This is a genomic window from Chryseobacterium sp. CH21 (assembly GCF_004119445.1).
Taxonomy (GTDB): Bacteria; Bacteroidota; Bacteroidia; order Flavobacteriales; family Weeksellaceae; genus Chryseobacterium.
On sequence record NZ_QICI01000067.1, the window covers coordinates 13,487 to 27,552 of the forward strand.

At 35.3% G+C, this 14,066-nt stretch carries 17 protein-coding genes; 4 read left to right on the forward strand and 13 right to left on the reverse strand.

The annotated features are described in order from the left end of the window. Nucleotides 1-88: 88 nt before the first annotated feature. Nucleotides 89-1,168 carry an Atu1372/SO_1960 family protein gene (locus BOQ62_RS14115; protein ID WP_410494199.1) on the reverse strand — a complete coding sequence of 360 codons (1,080 nt, stop codon included), beginning with the start codon at nucleotides 1,166-1,168 and terminating at the stop codon, nucleotides 89-91. Nucleotides 1,169-1,341: 173 nt separating this feature from the next. Between BOQ62_RS14115 and BOQ62_RS14120 the strand changes: the two genes are divergently transcribed. Further along, a complete protein-coding gene (locus tag BOQ62_RS14120; RefSeq protein ID WP_228414153.1) occupies nucleotides 1,342-2,130 on the forward strand; it encodes an AraC family transcriptional regulator in 789 nt (262 codons plus the stop codon). Between the two features lie 9 nt (nucleotides 2,131-2,139). On the opposite strand, the gene BOQ62_RS14125 is transcribed toward BOQ62_RS14120, so the two are convergent. The 7 genes from BOQ62_RS14125 to BOQ62_RS14155 form a co-directional block, all read right to left on the reverse strand. Next, on the reverse strand, nucleotides 2,140-2,640 hold the full coding sequence (locus BOQ62_RS14125; protein ID WP_129040466.1) for a CinA family protein: 501 nt from the start codon (nucleotides 2,638-2,640) through the stop codon (nucleotides 2,140-2,142). Between the two features lie 142 nt (nucleotides 2,641-2,782). After that, entirely contained in the window at nucleotides 2,783-3,169 is a 387-nt protein-coding gene (locus tag BOQ62_RS14130) for a hypothetical protein (RefSeq protein ID WP_129040468.1), read from the reverse strand. Between the two features lie 15 nt (nucleotides 3,170-3,184). Then, on the reverse strand, nucleotides 3,185-3,502 hold the full coding sequence (locus BOQ62_RS14135; protein WP_129040470.1) for a hypothetical protein: 318 nt from the start codon (nucleotides 3,500-3,502) through the stop codon (nucleotides 3,185-3,187). Nucleotides 3,503-3,551: 49 nt separating this feature from the next. Further along, entirely contained in the window at nucleotides 3,552-3,770 is a 219-nt protein-coding gene (locus BOQ62_RS14140) for a hypothetical protein (RefSeq protein WP_129040472.1), read from the reverse strand. 177 nt (nucleotides 3,771-3,947) lie between these two features. After that, the gene (locus tag BOQ62_RS14145) at nucleotides 3,948-4,562 is read right to left on the reverse strand and encodes a Crp/Fnr family transcriptional regulator (protein WP_228414155.1); all 615 of its coding nucleotides are present in this window, start codon (nucleotides 4,560-4,562) and stop codon (nucleotides 3,948-3,950) included. 57 nt (nucleotides 4,563-4,619) lie between these two features. Continuing rightward, nucleotides 4,620-5,216, reverse strand: a complete 597-nt coding sequence (locus BOQ62_RS14150; protein WP_129040474.1) for a Crp/Fnr family transcriptional regulator — start codon at nucleotides 5,214-5,216, stop codon at nucleotides 4,620-4,622. Nucleotides 5,217-5,554: 338 nt separating this feature from the next. Next, the gene (locus tag BOQ62_RS14155; RefSeq protein ID WP_129040476.1) at nucleotides 5,555-6,439 is read right to left on the reverse strand and encodes a DMT family transporter; all 885 of its coding nucleotides are present in this window, start codon (nucleotides 6,437-6,439) and stop codon (nucleotides 5,555-5,557) included. Between the two features lie 97 nt (nucleotides 6,440-6,536). Between BOQ62_RS14155 and BOQ62_RS14160 the strand changes: the two genes are divergently transcribed. Continuing rightward, entirely contained in the window at nucleotides 6,537-7,967 is a 1,431-nt protein-coding gene (locus BOQ62_RS14160) for a PLP-dependent aminotransferase family protein (RefSeq protein ID WP_129040478.1), read from the forward strand. A gap of 143 nt (nucleotides 7,968-8,110) precedes the next feature. Here the strand turns inward: BOQ62_RS14160 and BOQ62_RS14165 are convergent, their stop codons facing one another. The 5 genes from BOQ62_RS14165 to BOQ62_RS14185 all read right to left on the reverse strand — a co-directional run bounded on the left by BOQ62_RS14165 (nucleotide 8,111) and on the right by BOQ62_RS14185 (nucleotide 11,431). After that, nucleotides 8,111-8,707 (reverse strand): Crp/Fnr family transcriptional regulator, encoded by a 597-nt coding sequence (locus BOQ62_RS14165; protein ID WP_089691886.1) that lies wholly within the window; start codon nucleotides 8,705-8,707, stop codon nucleotides 8,111-8,113. Beyond that, nucleotides 8,704-9,084: a bacillithiol system redox-active protein YtxJ gene (ytxJ, locus tag BOQ62_RS14170; protein WP_129040480.1), complete on the reverse strand. Its 381-nt coding sequence runs from the start codon at nucleotides 9,082-9,084 to the stop codon at nucleotides 8,704-8,706. The genes BOQ62_RS14165 and ytxJ overlap by 4 nt, the downstream gene beginning before the upstream one ends. A gap of 13 nt (nucleotides 9,085-9,097) precedes the next feature. Next, nucleotides 9,098-9,445: a hypothetical protein gene (locus BOQ62_RS14175; RefSeq protein ID WP_410494200.1), complete on the reverse strand. Its 348-nt coding sequence runs from the start codon at nucleotides 9,443-9,445 to the stop codon at nucleotides 9,098-9,100. A gap of 89 nt (nucleotides 9,446-9,534) precedes the next feature. Then, a complete protein-coding gene (locus BOQ62_RS14180; RefSeq protein ID WP_129040482.1) occupies nucleotides 9,535-10,071 on the reverse strand; it encodes a YfiT family bacillithiol transferase in 537 nt (178 codons plus the stop codon). Nucleotides 10,072-10,288: 217 nt separating this feature from the next. Beyond that, nucleotides 10,289-11,431, reverse strand: coding sequence for a DEAD/DEAH box helicase (locus BOQ62_RS14185; protein WP_129040484.1), 1,143 nt, complete (start codon nucleotides 11,429-11,431; stop codon nucleotides 10,289-10,291). A 216-nt stretch (nucleotides 11,432-11,647) separates the two neighbouring features. On the opposite strand from BOQ62_RS14185, the gene pncA reads away from it, so the two are divergent. Together pncA and BOQ62_RS14195 are read left to right on the forward strand one after the other, a co-directional pair. After that, nucleotides 11,648-12,253 carry a bifunctional nicotinamidase/pyrazinamidase gene (gene pncA, locus BOQ62_RS14190; protein WP_129040486.1) on the forward strand — a complete coding sequence of 202 codons (606 nt, stop codon included), beginning with the start codon at nucleotides 11,648-11,650 and terminating at the stop codon, nucleotides 12,251-12,253. Nucleotides 12,254-12,435: 182 nt separating this feature from the next. After that, complete coding sequence (locus tag BOQ62_RS14195) at nucleotides 12,436-14,001, forward strand: amidase (RefSeq protein ID WP_129040488.1); 1,566 nt, start codon at nucleotides 12,436-12,438, stop codon at nucleotides 13,999-14,001. Nucleotides 14,002-14,066 lie beyond the last annotated feature (65 nt).

Sequence of the window (14,066 nt, forward strand, 5' to 3'; positions counted from 1 at the left end):
TCATAAATATCTCAGATTTACATAGATATTGAGTTCAAACCTTAAGTATATCTGAGACATTTATATTTTAATTAAAAAAAATTGAAATTTATTCTACTTCAAAAACCGCCTGAATTTCTACTGAAGATCCTACAGGAATAGAAGAAGCTCCCAAAGTAGCTCTGGCATGTTTCCCTTTTTCTCCGAAGATTTCAACAGCCAGATCAGAAGCCACATTCATCAGATCTGCATGTTTGGTATAATCATCTTTGGTATTGAAGATTCCCGTAAGCTGAACACATTGTTTTACTCTGCTTAAATCTCCTCCTACAGCCTCATTCAACACAGAAATAACATTCAGCATGGTTACTTTTGTGGCATCTTTTACCTGTTGTTCATTCACATCAACATCCAGTTTTCCCGGATTGAAAATTTTACCATCTTTCAAAGCCACCTGATTGATGAATACAAGGTTTCCTGAGCGTACAAACGGCTGATAGTTCCCTGCCGGCTTCGGTACCTGTGGAAGCGTAATATTTTTCTGCTTTAATATTTCATTAAAATTCTGGTGGTTTTCAGCAATAACTGCCATTTTTTTCGGTCGAGTGTCTTTTAATGCCAAAGCTATTTTTGCAAAATTTCTTCCCTGCAGCTCAGCAATATTTCGTTCTCCTTTGGTAGGTCTTTCCACATCTTTTAAAGAAGCCATGCTGGTAACACCCAACACCGTATTTCCCTGTGGAATAGCTTTGTTCAGTTCTTCTGTTCCACGAATTCCATTAGAAACCAATACCATTCCGTGAACAGCAAGACTGTTCCAAAATGCCTGAAGAGCAAGTTCCTTTCCTGCTCCACTTCCGGCAGACATAAAAACAGTAGCCGGAATACCTTCCAATGCATGATTGGTCCATAACTGAACGGTTTTCGATAAAAATTCACTCATCCCTGTACTGATATTTCCGAAATAAACCGGTGAACCAAAAGCAATTCCATCATATGAGGTGAGTTCATCTACTTTTGCTACAGGAAGGTTTTTCAGGGTCAGATTTTGTGAGGCTTTGACTAATTTGATATAAGGAACCGCATTATTCTCGCTTTCAATTCCTTTAGCAATTTCTTTAGCCAGTTCGTAAGTTCCTCCATTGTCTGAATGGATAAGAACCAATATTTTCGCTTTATTTTGTGCCATAACATTGGTGATATTAGATAATAAAATTAAAACAAAAAAAAGACATAGTTTTTTCATTCTGAATAAGATATAGATTATAATTTATTGTAATAATGTTGTTATTAGATTGATTATACAAAATTACTAATGGCGTTTTTATTAAATTTGCCAAAATATACATACAAAACGACAGCATGAAATGTGGACTGATTGAAAAAACAGAAAGCCAGTTTGTAGATTCCATCGAAAAGGAAGCTTATGTATGGTGCGAAAAAAACTGGAAACATGATGATTATGAGCACAGACACAACCGTGCGCAGCTTACTTTTGTGGAAGAAGGTTATCAGTATTTTCACATCGACAGGAAGATTTATCTTGTTCCACAGCATCATGTCATCTGGATTCCCTCAGGAAAAGCCCATAAAATAACTTCAGAAGCGCAAACAGTAAATCTGATGGTATTTCTTTTCAAATCTGTTTTTCAAGAAGAATTTTATCAGAATGTTCAGATATTTGCTGTTCCGCCCGTATTAAAGGAAATGCTTTTGTATGCTTCAAAATGGAATCAGTCGCTGGACGAAAATGAAGAACAGGACATTTTCTTTAAAGCTATTTTAAAGAGTCTACCCAATTTCTGCAAGGAAAGCAGCGGTCTTGAAATTCCTGTACCTGCTGATACCAGGCTCATTCCTGTGTGCAATGAGATCAATTCCAGTTTTAAATATAATCTGGATATTGATTCTTTAGCTGAAAAAGCACAAATGTCTGTGAGAAGCCTTCAGAGAATCTTTAAAAATGAAACAGGAATTACCTTACAGAAATACCTTCAACTGACAAGAATTTTGAAAAGCATTGAACTGATAGACACCAAACAGTATACTTTGAGTGAGGTGGCTTATAAAGTGGGATATCAAAGTCTTTCAGCATTCACTTCATCCTATTATGCAATCATGCAGACCAAGCCAAAAGTGAATAAAAATTAAGTTTTTAGTTTATTTTAGAATTAGAACTCTGTTAAGTTCACTTTTAAAACAACCCAGAATAAATTCTGTAAAATATAACTGGGCATTTAAAGCCTGGGTTTTAGGATGCAGTTCAAGCTTTTTGGTAAGAATAATTTCTCCCTTATAAGCAAATGAAAAATAAGCGAAAACCTTATATCCTGAATTGATAACCGGAGTGCAATAACCTGTAGTAGAAATGGACCAATCGGACTCAAAAAGCTTAGCTACATTGAGCGCCATTGCCTGAGAAATAGCTTCAGAAGCACCGTCATGTTCATCCGGTCCTGGTCTGCTTACCTTAAGAAGTCTTACTTTTTCCGGAAGTGTATATGTTGTCATTCCGCCTTTGTAAAATAAAGGAGCATCCGGCATTTGTGAGAAGGCCAGCTGCAGACAGCCAGAAGTAACGCTTTCGGCAATTGAAACTGACTCATCAGCGGCTACCAGAAACTGACTTATATAATTGAGAAGATTCTGTTGAAATTTCATATGAGTATATTTTGTGATGTTGGATCAAATAAACCAAAAAAAGCTGCTGAACAGACCAATACAGCAGCTTTCATGATTAATATTGTAAAATGGTGTGAAAGATATTTATTATCCTTTTCAGGATATTTTCAATAGGATTTATCTAAAACATATCTGTTTTATTGTTCTCAAGAATATCAAGAAACCTATTGATGCATTCTTCCTCTTTCAAAACTTTATAATACGCAGTTTTGGCATATAAAGTAAAAGAAGGGGATTCAAACCTTACTTCCGCTTCCCTGTCTGTACTACCCGATGTATTACTGGAATGAAATTCACGGATATGAAGAATATACTCATCAATGTAGGTGTCAATAGTCCCTTTAAGGATCTCACACGTTGCATTGTTTTTAATCTTCTCCAAAGACTTGATCAGAAAAGCAGTCACTCCATAGCTGTTGATGATAGGCGGAAACAGAGATTCGTTCTCAATCACATTATTTTTGTCATTCAGCCCGGAATGCCGTAAAGTATCGTTTTCAAATATCATATTAAAAAAATGGTATTAGTTAGGGTGAGCTTTCAAATACTGCTCGAAATAATGGAGATCATTTTTATCTTTAATAGACAGATAAAACATGATCTGTTCCGGTTCTTTCAGTCCAATACTGCTGAAGCAGTCAAAATGGGCAATTAATGCCTGTACATTTTCTATGTCAATATCTTTGAGGATAATGAACAGAAGAAAGATATTTTCTCTGATTTCTTTGGCATAAACAGCAGCTCCGTCTTCAAAGCAATCTCCATTATGAACTACTTTTATAAATTCTTTGTGCTTCAGGGTATTGATTATTTTCTGACCGTTCATACATTTTGATTTCATGGTTTAAATAAGCCTGTAATCAGCAAGCTATAAAGTATTCTTTACCCTTTTAATCTCCCTGCTTTTCATTAAAACTATCAGATCTTTCGGTACCATCTGTCAGTTCCTGATCTTCATTTTTGGTAGTATAAATATTCTTGATTGCACTTACAAAAAATGGGTGAAGCAGAGCTTTTTCTATGTCATTTTCCAGTATAAATTCATCACTCTTATCTGTTTTTGTTACAGAAGAATTGGTTTTATTGAATTCTGTAATTTTATCGGCCATAATGTAAAAATATATAGTTTAGTTATTACAGCCCGTAACTGGCATTAAACAACAATTCCAAAATGAAATTTGTTATATTCCTTAGGTTAAGATCTTAAGAATAATCCTGAAAATTGTTATTTCAAATGTACATAAGAATAATTCACTTTTTTATGATCTGAGTCATGAAAAACAAAATTAATATAAAATTTTGCGATCTTTTAGACTAAGCATTCCTTCTTTTTCCATTTTCTTTAAAGTTCGGATCACCGTTTCTACCCTCAAACCCACAAGATTGGCAATCTGCTGTCTTGTAAATGCAATATGAAAACACTGATGGCAGTCTTCATCATGATAACTCTTAAGGTAATCTAATAAAGCTCTCAATCTTTGCACAGGATTTTGAGAAGCCATACTCTGCATCATTTTCAGTTTATAAAAAACTTCCTGAGAAAGGCAGGCATTCATTTCCAGAGAAAGATCGGGATTCTGGCTGAGCATTTCAAAAAAATTATTTTTGGGGAGTCTTATAATCCGGGTTTCCTCAAGACATATGGCATTAATCGGGTAATCCTGATTGAGAAAAAGCATAGCTTCTCCAAAACTCTGTTTTTTGCCCAGAATATTATGAATAAACTCCTTCCCATCCTCATTATAATTATTAAGCTTCACTTTTCCTACACTGATCTGAAAATAATAAAGCGCATGATCTTCTTCTTTAAAGACAATTTCGCGTTTCTTATAATTTCTTTCTTCTGCCCCGAATGAGTATAGAAGGCTTTCAGGAATATTCATGCAGCTTATAGTTTTCATAGCTTTAATCGATTTTTAAGTAATGAAAAACGCAAATAATATACCTAAAATGATTTTTTAGTACAAAATTTTACGGTTTTCAATTCTTAATATCTTGTCTCTTTCCATATGCTTGATGGTTCTTATCGCCGTTTCTACACAAAGCCCTGTCAGACTTGCCATTTGCTGCCTCGTTAGCGGAACTAAAAAAGAATATGGACTCAGATCCTTCTGAAAACTTTTAAGATAATCCATCAATCCCCTAAGCCGTATAGAAGGATTCTGTGATGACAGGCTCTGCATCATGATGAATTTATAATAAAGACGCTGTGAAAGAAAGCTGCTTACTTCCAGCCATAATTCCGGAGACTGCTGCAGCAGATTGAAAAAAATAGATTTATGAAGCCTCAGAACAGTACATTCTGTAATTACTTCTGCGTTCATAGGATAAGGTTTTTCTATAAAAAGAATAGATTCACCACAACTTTCTCCGTTGGATAATATATTTTGGATAAACTCCTTACCCTCCTCATTATAATTGTTGAGTTTTACCTCTCCTTTGATAATCTGGTAGTAATAAGCAGGAATGTCCCCTTCACAGAATATTGTTTCTGTAGGGGTATAGTATCTCCTTTCTGCTCCCGCTGAAATCAAAATGTTCTCGTCGATAACCATATTAGCTCTTTTTGGAATTGTTTTCTTCTTCCTATCCTCTTAATCTTAGTAAAAATGGTATTGGTAATCGATTTTGGTATACATGCAAAAATCGAACCTTAATAAATAACAAAAATGTTAAATACCGTTAAATAAATTATTAATTTTAATCAATTTTAGCTCTATCAATTAAAACCAATCAATAAAATCACTTTACAATCAACATATTACAATTAAAAAAACTAAAATCTATGGCAACATTTTGATTTTAAAAGATAAAGCCCCATTTCAAAAGAAACAGGACTTTCTGTAGGCCGTTCAAAAGATTATTGAGCTGCCGTTTATAACTGTATTTTTAATTATTTTGCAAACTTTTTAGTTCCTGCCACACATAAGATTACTCCTACCGTCACCCCCAACATTCCTATGCTAACCTGCTCGTGAAGAAGTAATGCAGCTAATGCAAGACCAAAGAAAGGCTGAAGCAGTTGAAGCTGCCCTACAGTAGCAATACCACCCTGTGCCAAGCCTTTATACCAAAAGATAAAGCCAATAAACATACTGAATAAAGAAATATAAGCCAGTCCAAACCATCCCTGAAAGCTAACGTTCTGAATATCATCAGGAAAATAAATAAAGAATAAAGGAATCATAATAGGTAATGCCAGTACCAGAGCCCATGAAATAACCTGCCAACCGCCTAAAGTTTTGGATAATTTAGCCCCTTCAGCATACCCCATACCGCATAAAATAACGGCAAGCAGCATCAGAACATCACCTATGGGAGATGCTGATATTCCTTGCGAAACAGCATATCCGATCACTAAAATACTTCCTACAATCGAAAACAGCCAAAATACAGGATGAGGTCTTTCACCACCTCGTAATACCCCGAATACTGCGGTTGCTAAAGGAAGCATACCAAGAAATACTATAGAATGGGCGGAAGTAAGATATTGAAGAGCCAATGCCGATAGTAGCGGAAAACCTATCACACAGCCAAGAGAAACCAAAACCAATGGCACCAGATCTTTTTTGACAGGACGCTTTTCTTTGCCTAACCATAATACAATAAGGGCCAATATCCCTGCAACTGCTGCACGAACAATCGTTACAAAAGTAGGATTCATTTCCATTACGGCTAATTTGGTAGCAGGTAATCCACCGCTAAACAATACAACTCCTATGAAGCCATTGATCCAGCCACTTATATTTTCATCTTTTGATATTTGTTTTGTCATCATTTTATTTAAGCTTTTAATTGATGGTTCAAAATTAGAAAGGATAATTAGATAAACACAGTATCAGTTTTGTATATTTGCATGAGCACAGTTTGAAAATATGAGTAAAGAATTTTTATATACAGAAATTGCAGACGGAATTGCAGGACAGATTAGAAATGGCATTTTAAAGGCGGGAGAAAAGCTTCCTTCAGTGAGAATGCTATGCCAGGAACATCAGGTGAGTATGAATACAGCCAAGCGTGTTTTCCTGGAACTGGAATCCCAGTCTTTAGTAGAATCAAAACCGCAATCCGGTTATTTCGTAAGCCAGCTGCTGTCTGCAAAACTTCCCTTGCCGGAAGTAAGCCGTCCGTCATTGATCGCCAATAATGATGAACCGGATGAGCTGATCAGTAAAGTATATGAAAATATGGGTAAAAAGGATCTTACTTTTTTCTCTATTGGAATTCCTTCTGGAGCTCTCCTGCCTCAGGCCAAGTTGAAGAAAGAAATTGTAAACGCCATCAGGGAACTCAAAGAAGGAGGTACAGAATATGAAGAACTTCAGGGAAACCTAAAGCTCAGAAGAATGATCGCCATACGTTCTCTGCAATGGGGAGGAAAACTGAGCGAAAACGATCTGATTACGACCAATGGAGGAATGAACGCTCTTTCTTTCTGCTTAATGGCTTTAGGAAAACCCGGAGATACCATTGCTATTGAAAGTCCTTGTTATCCAGGAATTCTGCAGCTTGCCAACGGATTAGGCTTAAAAGTGCTGGAACTTCCTACCCATCCTACGACCGGAATAGAAATTGACGCTCTGAAAAAAGTAATTCCCAAAATAGACATATGCCTGCTTATTCCCAATTTCAATTCACCTTTGGGAAGCTGTATGCCCGATGAAAATAAAAAGGAAATTGTAAAAATACTTTCTGAAAACAATATTCCACTGATAGAAGATGATGTCTACGGAGATCTTTATTTTGGTTCCAGCCGTCCAAAATGTTGTAAATCTTTCGATAAAGACGGAAACGTACTGTATTGCAGCTCTATTTCAAAAACATTAGCTCCAGGCTATCGTGTAGGCTGGATTGCTCCGGGAAAGTATAAAGACAAAATTCTTAAGCTTAAACTTCTGCATTCCACTTCTTCTATTTCGATTGTGAATGAAGCTGTTGCCAACTTTTTGAAATCAGGAAAATATGAAAAACATCTTCAGCAGCTTCGCAGAACATTACAATCTAATTATCAGAATTATGTTCAGACGATTGCAGAGTATTTTCCGGAAGGGACGAAAACCAGTCGTCCGCAGGGAGGATTGTCTCTATGGGTAGAATTTGATAAAAAGATACGAACAACAGAATTATATGATCTTGCCATCAAGCAAAATATCAGTATTGCTCCCGGAAGAATGTTTACTTTTCAGGAGCAGTTTGAAAACTGTATGAGACTTTGTATAGGTCTTCCATGGACAGAAAATACAAAAGAAAAGCTCAGACAGATTGGGCACCTTGCCCAAAAAATTTATTTAAAGGAGGGAAGATAGAAGTTGGAAGATGGAAGTCATTATAGTCCTAAAAATAACTTATCTAAATTTTTATTGATAAGGTAAAGGATATCTTATAGCTCTTGAAGTTCTTTTATATTCACCAGAACTTCCAGCTTCCTTCTTCCATCTCCCAGCTTTTTCTATTTGTTATCCGGGACGAAATTTTTTCTTGCCAGCTCTTTTCTCACACGGCTTAGACTCTCAGGAGTAATTCCAAGATAGGAAGCAATCATCCATTGTGGAACTCTCAGAAGCAAATCCGGGTACATTTTGATGAACTTCATGTATCTTTCTTCAGCAGTTTCTCCTAATAAAGAATTGATCCTGTTCTGAAGACTTCTGATATGTTTCTGAAGAAGGAAATCACTTCTTTCAATACTGTTCGGAAACTGTTCTACCAATTTATTAAAGAAGTCAGGGTGCAGAAATAAAACCTCTGAATCTTCCACTGCTTCTATATAATAAATGGATTTCTCATTGAAATAAAGACTGCTTCGGTCAGAAATCAGCCAGCTTTCAGGGGCAAACTGTATAATGTGTTCTTTTCCGTTTTTATCAATAGAATACATCTTTATCAGTCCCTTCTCTACAAAGAAAATATGACGACAGATTTCACCATACTGAAGAAGAAACTGATTTTTAGGAATCTTCTTTACTTCATAGTGCAGGCTGCAGGTGTTCACATTTTGAAGGGGAACATTTAAAACTTTGGCTAAATAATTATTTATATTCTTCATGATACAATCTGGCTTAAAGAAATATCCTGATGCGAAGCATTGTTTACAGGTTTTCCATTCTCTATTACAATCAACTGTGGACTTTCGTGTCTGATCTCAAAATCTGCTGCTATTTTATTGGAAACAGGTCTATAAGCCAGCAGATCCAAGTAATACACATGCACTTCCTGATCAGAATTTTCAACTTCTTTTTCAAAGTTTTTTAATACTGTCCTGCTGATAAAACAGCTTGTTGAATGTTTAAATATAGCTATTTTATTCTGAAAAGAATCTTCTATCGCTTTTGTCAGGTCTTCCTCAGACTCAATTTTTTTCCAAAATGTTTTCTGTTCTGGGGTTTCACCTTTTCCGCCGAATATTTTATCAAAAAAACTCATACACTAAATTGTTTTAATGATGATCAAGATGCTTGTACTCTAAAAATATCCAATCTTTTTCAGTCATTTTACCGAATAATCTATGACGATCCGGAAGTTTATTTTTTTCACAAACTTCCCGGAATTCTTCCAGTGTTTTCAGCAGATTGGTTTTTGACCCATCAAAATCACATTCAAAATTAACGATTAGTTTTTGAAAAGTAGGCATGTTTCCGGGAATTCCATTATTGAAAATATGCATTTCTATTTTAGTAAAAATCCCTATTGCCCTAAACAGGACATTGACACGGGGGAGTTCCAGCTTCCCTAAAGCTACCTGAAGAACTAAATCACAATGCTTTAGCATTTGAGACACGTTCATTTTACCCCATTTTCTATGAGAGTTTTCAGATAACATGGAAATTCTGTGGACAACTTCCTGATAGTATATTGGATTATTGAGACTTTTCCTTACCAAGCTTTTTCTATCTTCAGATTTTCAATATGAGCAAAATGATGATTACAATGCCAAACGTATAAAGCAAGACTTTCTCTTAAATTATAGTTTTTATTGTGCTCAGGATGATGAAAAGTTCTTTCAAACTGTTTATTGGTAAGGCTTTTAAGAAGTGTTACCCATCTTTGGTGTGTTCCTTTCAGCATTCTCATGGCCGGTTTTACAGGCATATGAAAGCTGTCCTGAAGCTCTGCCCATTTAGCTTCATCATAAGGTTTTATGGTAGGATTATCTTCTGTAAGTGCCAGTTTAAAACGGATGAAACTGTTCATATGACTGTCAGAAAGATGGTTCACAAGCTGTCTTACCGTCCAACCTCCTTCTCGGTAAGGAGTATCCAGCTGATCATCAGTAAAATGTTCAATGAGATTTTTTAGTCTGCCGGGAAAGTCTTTGATTACTTTGATATAAGTATCCAATGTGGTATCACAGATGCTTTCAGGAGCTTCAAACTGGCCTATTGGAAACTTTTTTTTCTCTAAATCACTCATTGCTCAAGGTTTTTTAATTTTTAATTATTGCCGATTTGTCCAATGATTATTTTTAGGACAATGCTTACATATCAGCTTGTGTAAATTTATCAAAAATTCAAGAATTTAAAGTGAATAAAGCATTAATTGTACCGATAATGATTTTTGTGGTACCGATTTTTCACTAAAAAGGTTTCAATTGTATAAACTGAAACCTTTTATTATTTATAATCAATGATTAATATCCGTGTAAATCAATACCTTCTGTTCTCTGCAGGGTCACTTTTCTGCCCATTTTCTTTTGAATAACTCTGAAATGCTGCAATTCATCATCCGTCAGAATACTGATTGCCGTTCCTTTTTCATGAGCACGTCCTGTTCTACCAATACGGTGGATGTAATCTAAAGGTGAACGCGGCAACTCGTAATTGATGACACATGGCAGAGATTCAATATGAATTCCACGACCTATTAAGTCGGTAGCCACCAAAATCTGAGCTCCGTCTACTTTAAATTCTTCCAAATTATTCCTTCTCGCACCCTGTGACTTCTGGCTATGAATAGCTACAGCTTTTATTTTATTCTTTTTAAGTTTTTCTACCAGATTATCAGCAGATCTTGTGGAAGAAACAAAAACCAGTGCTTTCTCCACTTTCTTTTCTTTGATCAAATATCTTAAAAATGGGCCTTTATTTTCCGGAGAAACATGATAGGCAAGCTGTTCAATATTATCAATTTCAACTTCTTCCTTTTTAATCTCAATAATCGTAGGATTGATGGAAAGACGTTCTTTCATTTCAGCAACTTTATCATTCAGAGTTGCTGAAAACAAAATGGTTTGCTTTGCTACAGGCATCATAGCAAAAAGCTTATTCATTTCTTCCCCAAATCCTAACTGAAACATTTTATCGGCTTCATCAATTACCAGATGTTTAATTCCTGAAATACTCAGTGCATTATGATCAATTAAATCTAATAAACGTCCGGGAGTTGCAATCAGAACTTCCACTCCAAACATTCCTTTCATCTGTGGATTGATAGAAACCCCACCATAGACTGCCATTGTGCGTACTTCCCTCTTCAGATTTTCTGTAAATGCTCTGCAGACTTCATCAATCTGAATCGCCAGTTCACGGGTAGGAACCAATATTAAAACCTGAACATTACGGTCTTTTTTAACTTCTGCGTTCTGTAGTTTTTCTAAAATCGGCATCACAAAACAAGCCGTTTTCCCGGAACCTGTCTGTGCAATTCCCATCAGATCTTTTCCCTGCAAAATAACGGGAACAGCCTGCTCCTGAATGGGAAATGGTTTTAAATACCCTAATTTTTTAACAGAACGAATAATATTGTGTGATAATCCTAAAGACTCAAATGACATAAAAAATACTTATTTCCTGCAAAGATACGCTATTGATATTTGGTTTATACCTTAAAACCTAATACAATCCAGACAAAGTTTAATTATTTTAATTTCTAACTTCTTTATTTCAGGATAATTAAAATTTGATATTGCCGATTTGTCCGAAAATTCGGTTTTGGACAAATTTTTGCGGATTAGTTTTGTAAATTTATCAAAAATTCGAGAATTTAAAATATGAAAAAAGCATTAATAATAGTAGATGTACAGAATGATTTTTGTGAAGGCGGAGCCCTTGCAGTCCCTGGATCCAACGAAATTATTCCCTATATCAATCTTCTGATGGAGGAAAATGAATATGATCAGGTAGTTCTTACACAAGACTGGCATCCGGCAGGTCATAAAAGTTTCGCTAGCAGTAATGGCAGAAAGGTAGGAGAAAGTATTATTTTAAATGGTGTTCCTCAGTTTATGTGGCCGGATCATTGTATTCAGGGAACTTTCGGAGCAGAATTCCATAAAGATCTGAATAGAGATAAAGTAACCCATATCATTCAAAAAGGTAAAAATATAGAAATAGACAGCTATAGTGGTTTTCAGGACAATAATCACTTTATGAAAACCGGGCTGGATGATTTCTTAAAATATCATGATATTCAATTGGTTGAAATCGTTGGATTGGCATTAGATTATTGCGTTAAATTCACTGCACAGGATGCTGTAGCCAGCGGATATGTAACTTGTCTTCATTTCAACGGAACACGTGCTGTAAACGTAAAACCAGACAATGGCAGAGATGCAATCTATGACATGATTGAAAAAGGAGTGACAGTCTTGGGGTAATTAGGAATGATAAATGATGAGTTGTGAATTTTTAGATTCACAACTTAAGACAATAAAAAAGCGCAGAAAATAATTCTGCGCTCTTTCTATAATCAGGAATCTGCCTGTCAACAGCTGCAGATACAAAGTACAATGATTGCAAGAATTCGGCATAATTCTTTATATTTGAAAAAACATTTATAATGAAAAAAATAATTCTATTTGCTGTAGTCTTTTTTGGTGTTCTTGCCAAGGCTCAGGATACAACAGATTCGCAATTCAAATATCTGGAATATGATATTGAAAAGATCCAAAATTTGTATAGAAACAATAAAGTGACGGTAAAAGAAGTTGTTGAAGCTTATTTTAAACGCATCAATGATATTGATAAAAATGGAATACAATTAAATTCCGTGATTTCCACCAATCCGGATGCTATTAAGATTGCTGACTCTTTGGATCATTTGAATTCAAAATTTAAAAATAAACCTTTATTTGGAATTCCTGTATTATTGAAGGATAATATAGATACTCATGATAAAATGCCCAATACGGCAGGTTCCCTGGCTTTAAAAAACTCTTTTCCACTACAGGATAGTTATCTCGTTAAAAAACTTAGAGATGCAGGTGCTGTAATCATTGGAAAAACCAATCTCAGTGAATGGGCAAATTTCAGGGGTGAAAAATCCACAAGTGGCTGGAGTGGGCTGGGTGGACTTACCAAAAACCCTTATATCCTTAATAGAAATACCTGCGGATCCAGTGCTGGTTCAGGGGTTGCTATTTCCTCCAATCTCGGCATAATAGCAATCGGTACAGAAACTAATGGATCTATCGTTTGCCCTTCCAGCTTCAATGGAATTGTTGGTTTAAAACCTACTGTCGGCTTAATTTCCAGACAAGGAATTATTCCCATTTCCAGTTCACAGGATACCCCGGGACCAATGGCAAGAACGGTGAAAGATATTGCCATAAGCCTTGGAACTATGGTAGGTGAGGATGAACATGATAAGAAGACCATTGGTAATACACCATTTCTACATAAAGATTATACCCCATTCCTTACTCTAACAGGATTAAAAGGCAAAAGGCTCGGATATGTAAAAGGAATTACCAAAGGAGCAAATAAAAAAGTGGACGATTTATTTTTACAAACATTAAAAATACTGGAAGCTCAGGGAGCCATAATTGTTGAAATAGAAAAAGATTGGATTTCCCCTGAAATTTCAAAAAGCTCCTTTGGATTGATGGTCAGTGAATTTAAGGATGATTTGAATGATTATTTAAAATCTTTAGGGAAAAATGCAGTAATAAAAAATATAGATGAGTTAATCGCTTTTAACAAAAAGAATAAAGAAGAACTTCAATACTTTGGACAGGAATATTTAGAGATTTCAGCAAAAAGTAATGGAAAGAAAGATAAGAATTATAAAAAGGCTGTTATAATTGCCCAAAAAGGCAGCCAGCAAGGAATAGACTCTACAATAAAAAAATATAATTTAGATGCGATAATAGCACCTACTACTGCGGAAGCATGGAAAACGGATTTGAAAAATGGTGATAATTATGAAAATTTCTATTCAAGTTCCAGTGCTGCAGCTATTGCCGGATACCCAAGCATTACCTTACCAATGGGCTATATAAATAACTTACCGATTGGTATTTCTTTTTTTGCTGGAAAATGGGAAGAAGGTAAACTGATCAATATGGCCTATACATTTGAACAGAACAACCCACAAAGAAAAGTTCCTCAGTTTTTAAAAGAATAGCAAGTATATCATCAGTTACAATATATCAAATACAGCTTTTAACTCTTGGTCTTTTATAATTGATT

Bases quoted from the DNA above. Each gene is read 5' to 3' on its own strand.
- BOQ62_RS14130 (WP_129040468.1), bottom strand. From the start codon at position 3,169: ATGATATTTGAAAACGATACTTTACGGCATTCCGGGCTGAATGACAAA.
- BOQ62_RS14180 (WP_129040482.1), bottom strand. From the start codon at position 10,071: ATGAGTGATTTAGAGAAAAAAAAGTTTCCAATAGGCCAGTTTGAAGCT.
- BOQ62_RS14165 (WP_089691886.1), bottom strand. From the start codon at position 8,707: ATGAAGAATATAAATAATTATTTAGCCAAAGTTTTAAATGTTCCCCTT.
- BOQ62_RS14160 (WP_129040478.1), top strand. From the start codon at position 6,537: ATGAGTAAAGAATTTTTATATACAGAAATTGCAGACGGAATTGCAGGA.
- BOQ62_RS14125 (WP_129040466.1), bottom strand. From the start codon at position 2,640: ATGAAATTTCAACAGAATCTTCTCAATTATATAAGTCAGTTTCTGGTA.
- BOQ62_RS14155 (WP_129040476.1), bottom strand. From the start codon at position 6,439: ATGATGACAAAACAAATATCAAAAGATGAAAATATAAGTGGCTGGATC.
- ytxJ (WP_129040480.1), bottom strand. From the start codon at position 9,084: ATGAGTTTTTTTGATAAAATATTCGGCGGAAAAGGTGAAACCCCAGAA.
- BOQ62_RS14115 (WP_410494199.1), bottom strand. From the start codon at position 1,168: ATGGCACAAAATAAAGCGAAAATATTGGTTCTTATCCATTCAGACAAT.
- BOQ62_RS14120 (WP_228414153.1), top strand. From the start codon at position 1,342: ATGAAATGTGGACTGATTGAAAAAACAGAAAGCCAGTTTGTAGATTCC.
- BOQ62_RS14145 (WP_228414155.1), bottom strand. From the start codon at position 4,562: ATGAAAACTATAAGCTGCATGAATATTCCTGAAAGCCTTCTATACTCA.
- BOQ62_RS14150 (WP_129040474.1), bottom strand. From the start codon at position 5,216: ATGGTTATCGACGAGAACATTTTGATTTCAGCGGGAGCAGAAAGGAGA.
- BOQ62_RS14185 (WP_129040484.1), bottom strand. From the start codon at position 11,431: ATGTCATTTGAGTCTTTAGGATTATCACACAATATTATTCGTTCTGTT.
- pncA (WP_129040486.1), top strand. From the start codon at position 11,648: ATGAAAAAAGCATTAATAATAGTAGATGTACAGAATGATTTTTGTGAA.
- BOQ62_RS14195 (WP_129040488.1), top strand. From the start codon at position 12,436: ATGAAAAAAATAATTCTATTTGCTGTAGTCTTTTTTGGTGTTCTTGCC.
- BOQ62_RS14140 (WP_129040472.1), bottom strand. From the start codon at position 3,770: ATGGCCGATAAAATTACAGAATTCAATAAAACCAATTCTTCTGTAACA.
- BOQ62_RS14135 (WP_129040470.1), bottom strand. From the start codon at position 3,502: ATGAAATCAAAATGTATGAACGGTCAGAAAATAATCAATACCCTGAAG.
- BOQ62_RS14175 (WP_410494200.1), bottom strand. From the start codon at position 9,445: ATGAACGTGTCTCAAATGCTAAAGCATTGTGATTTAGTTCTTCAGGTA.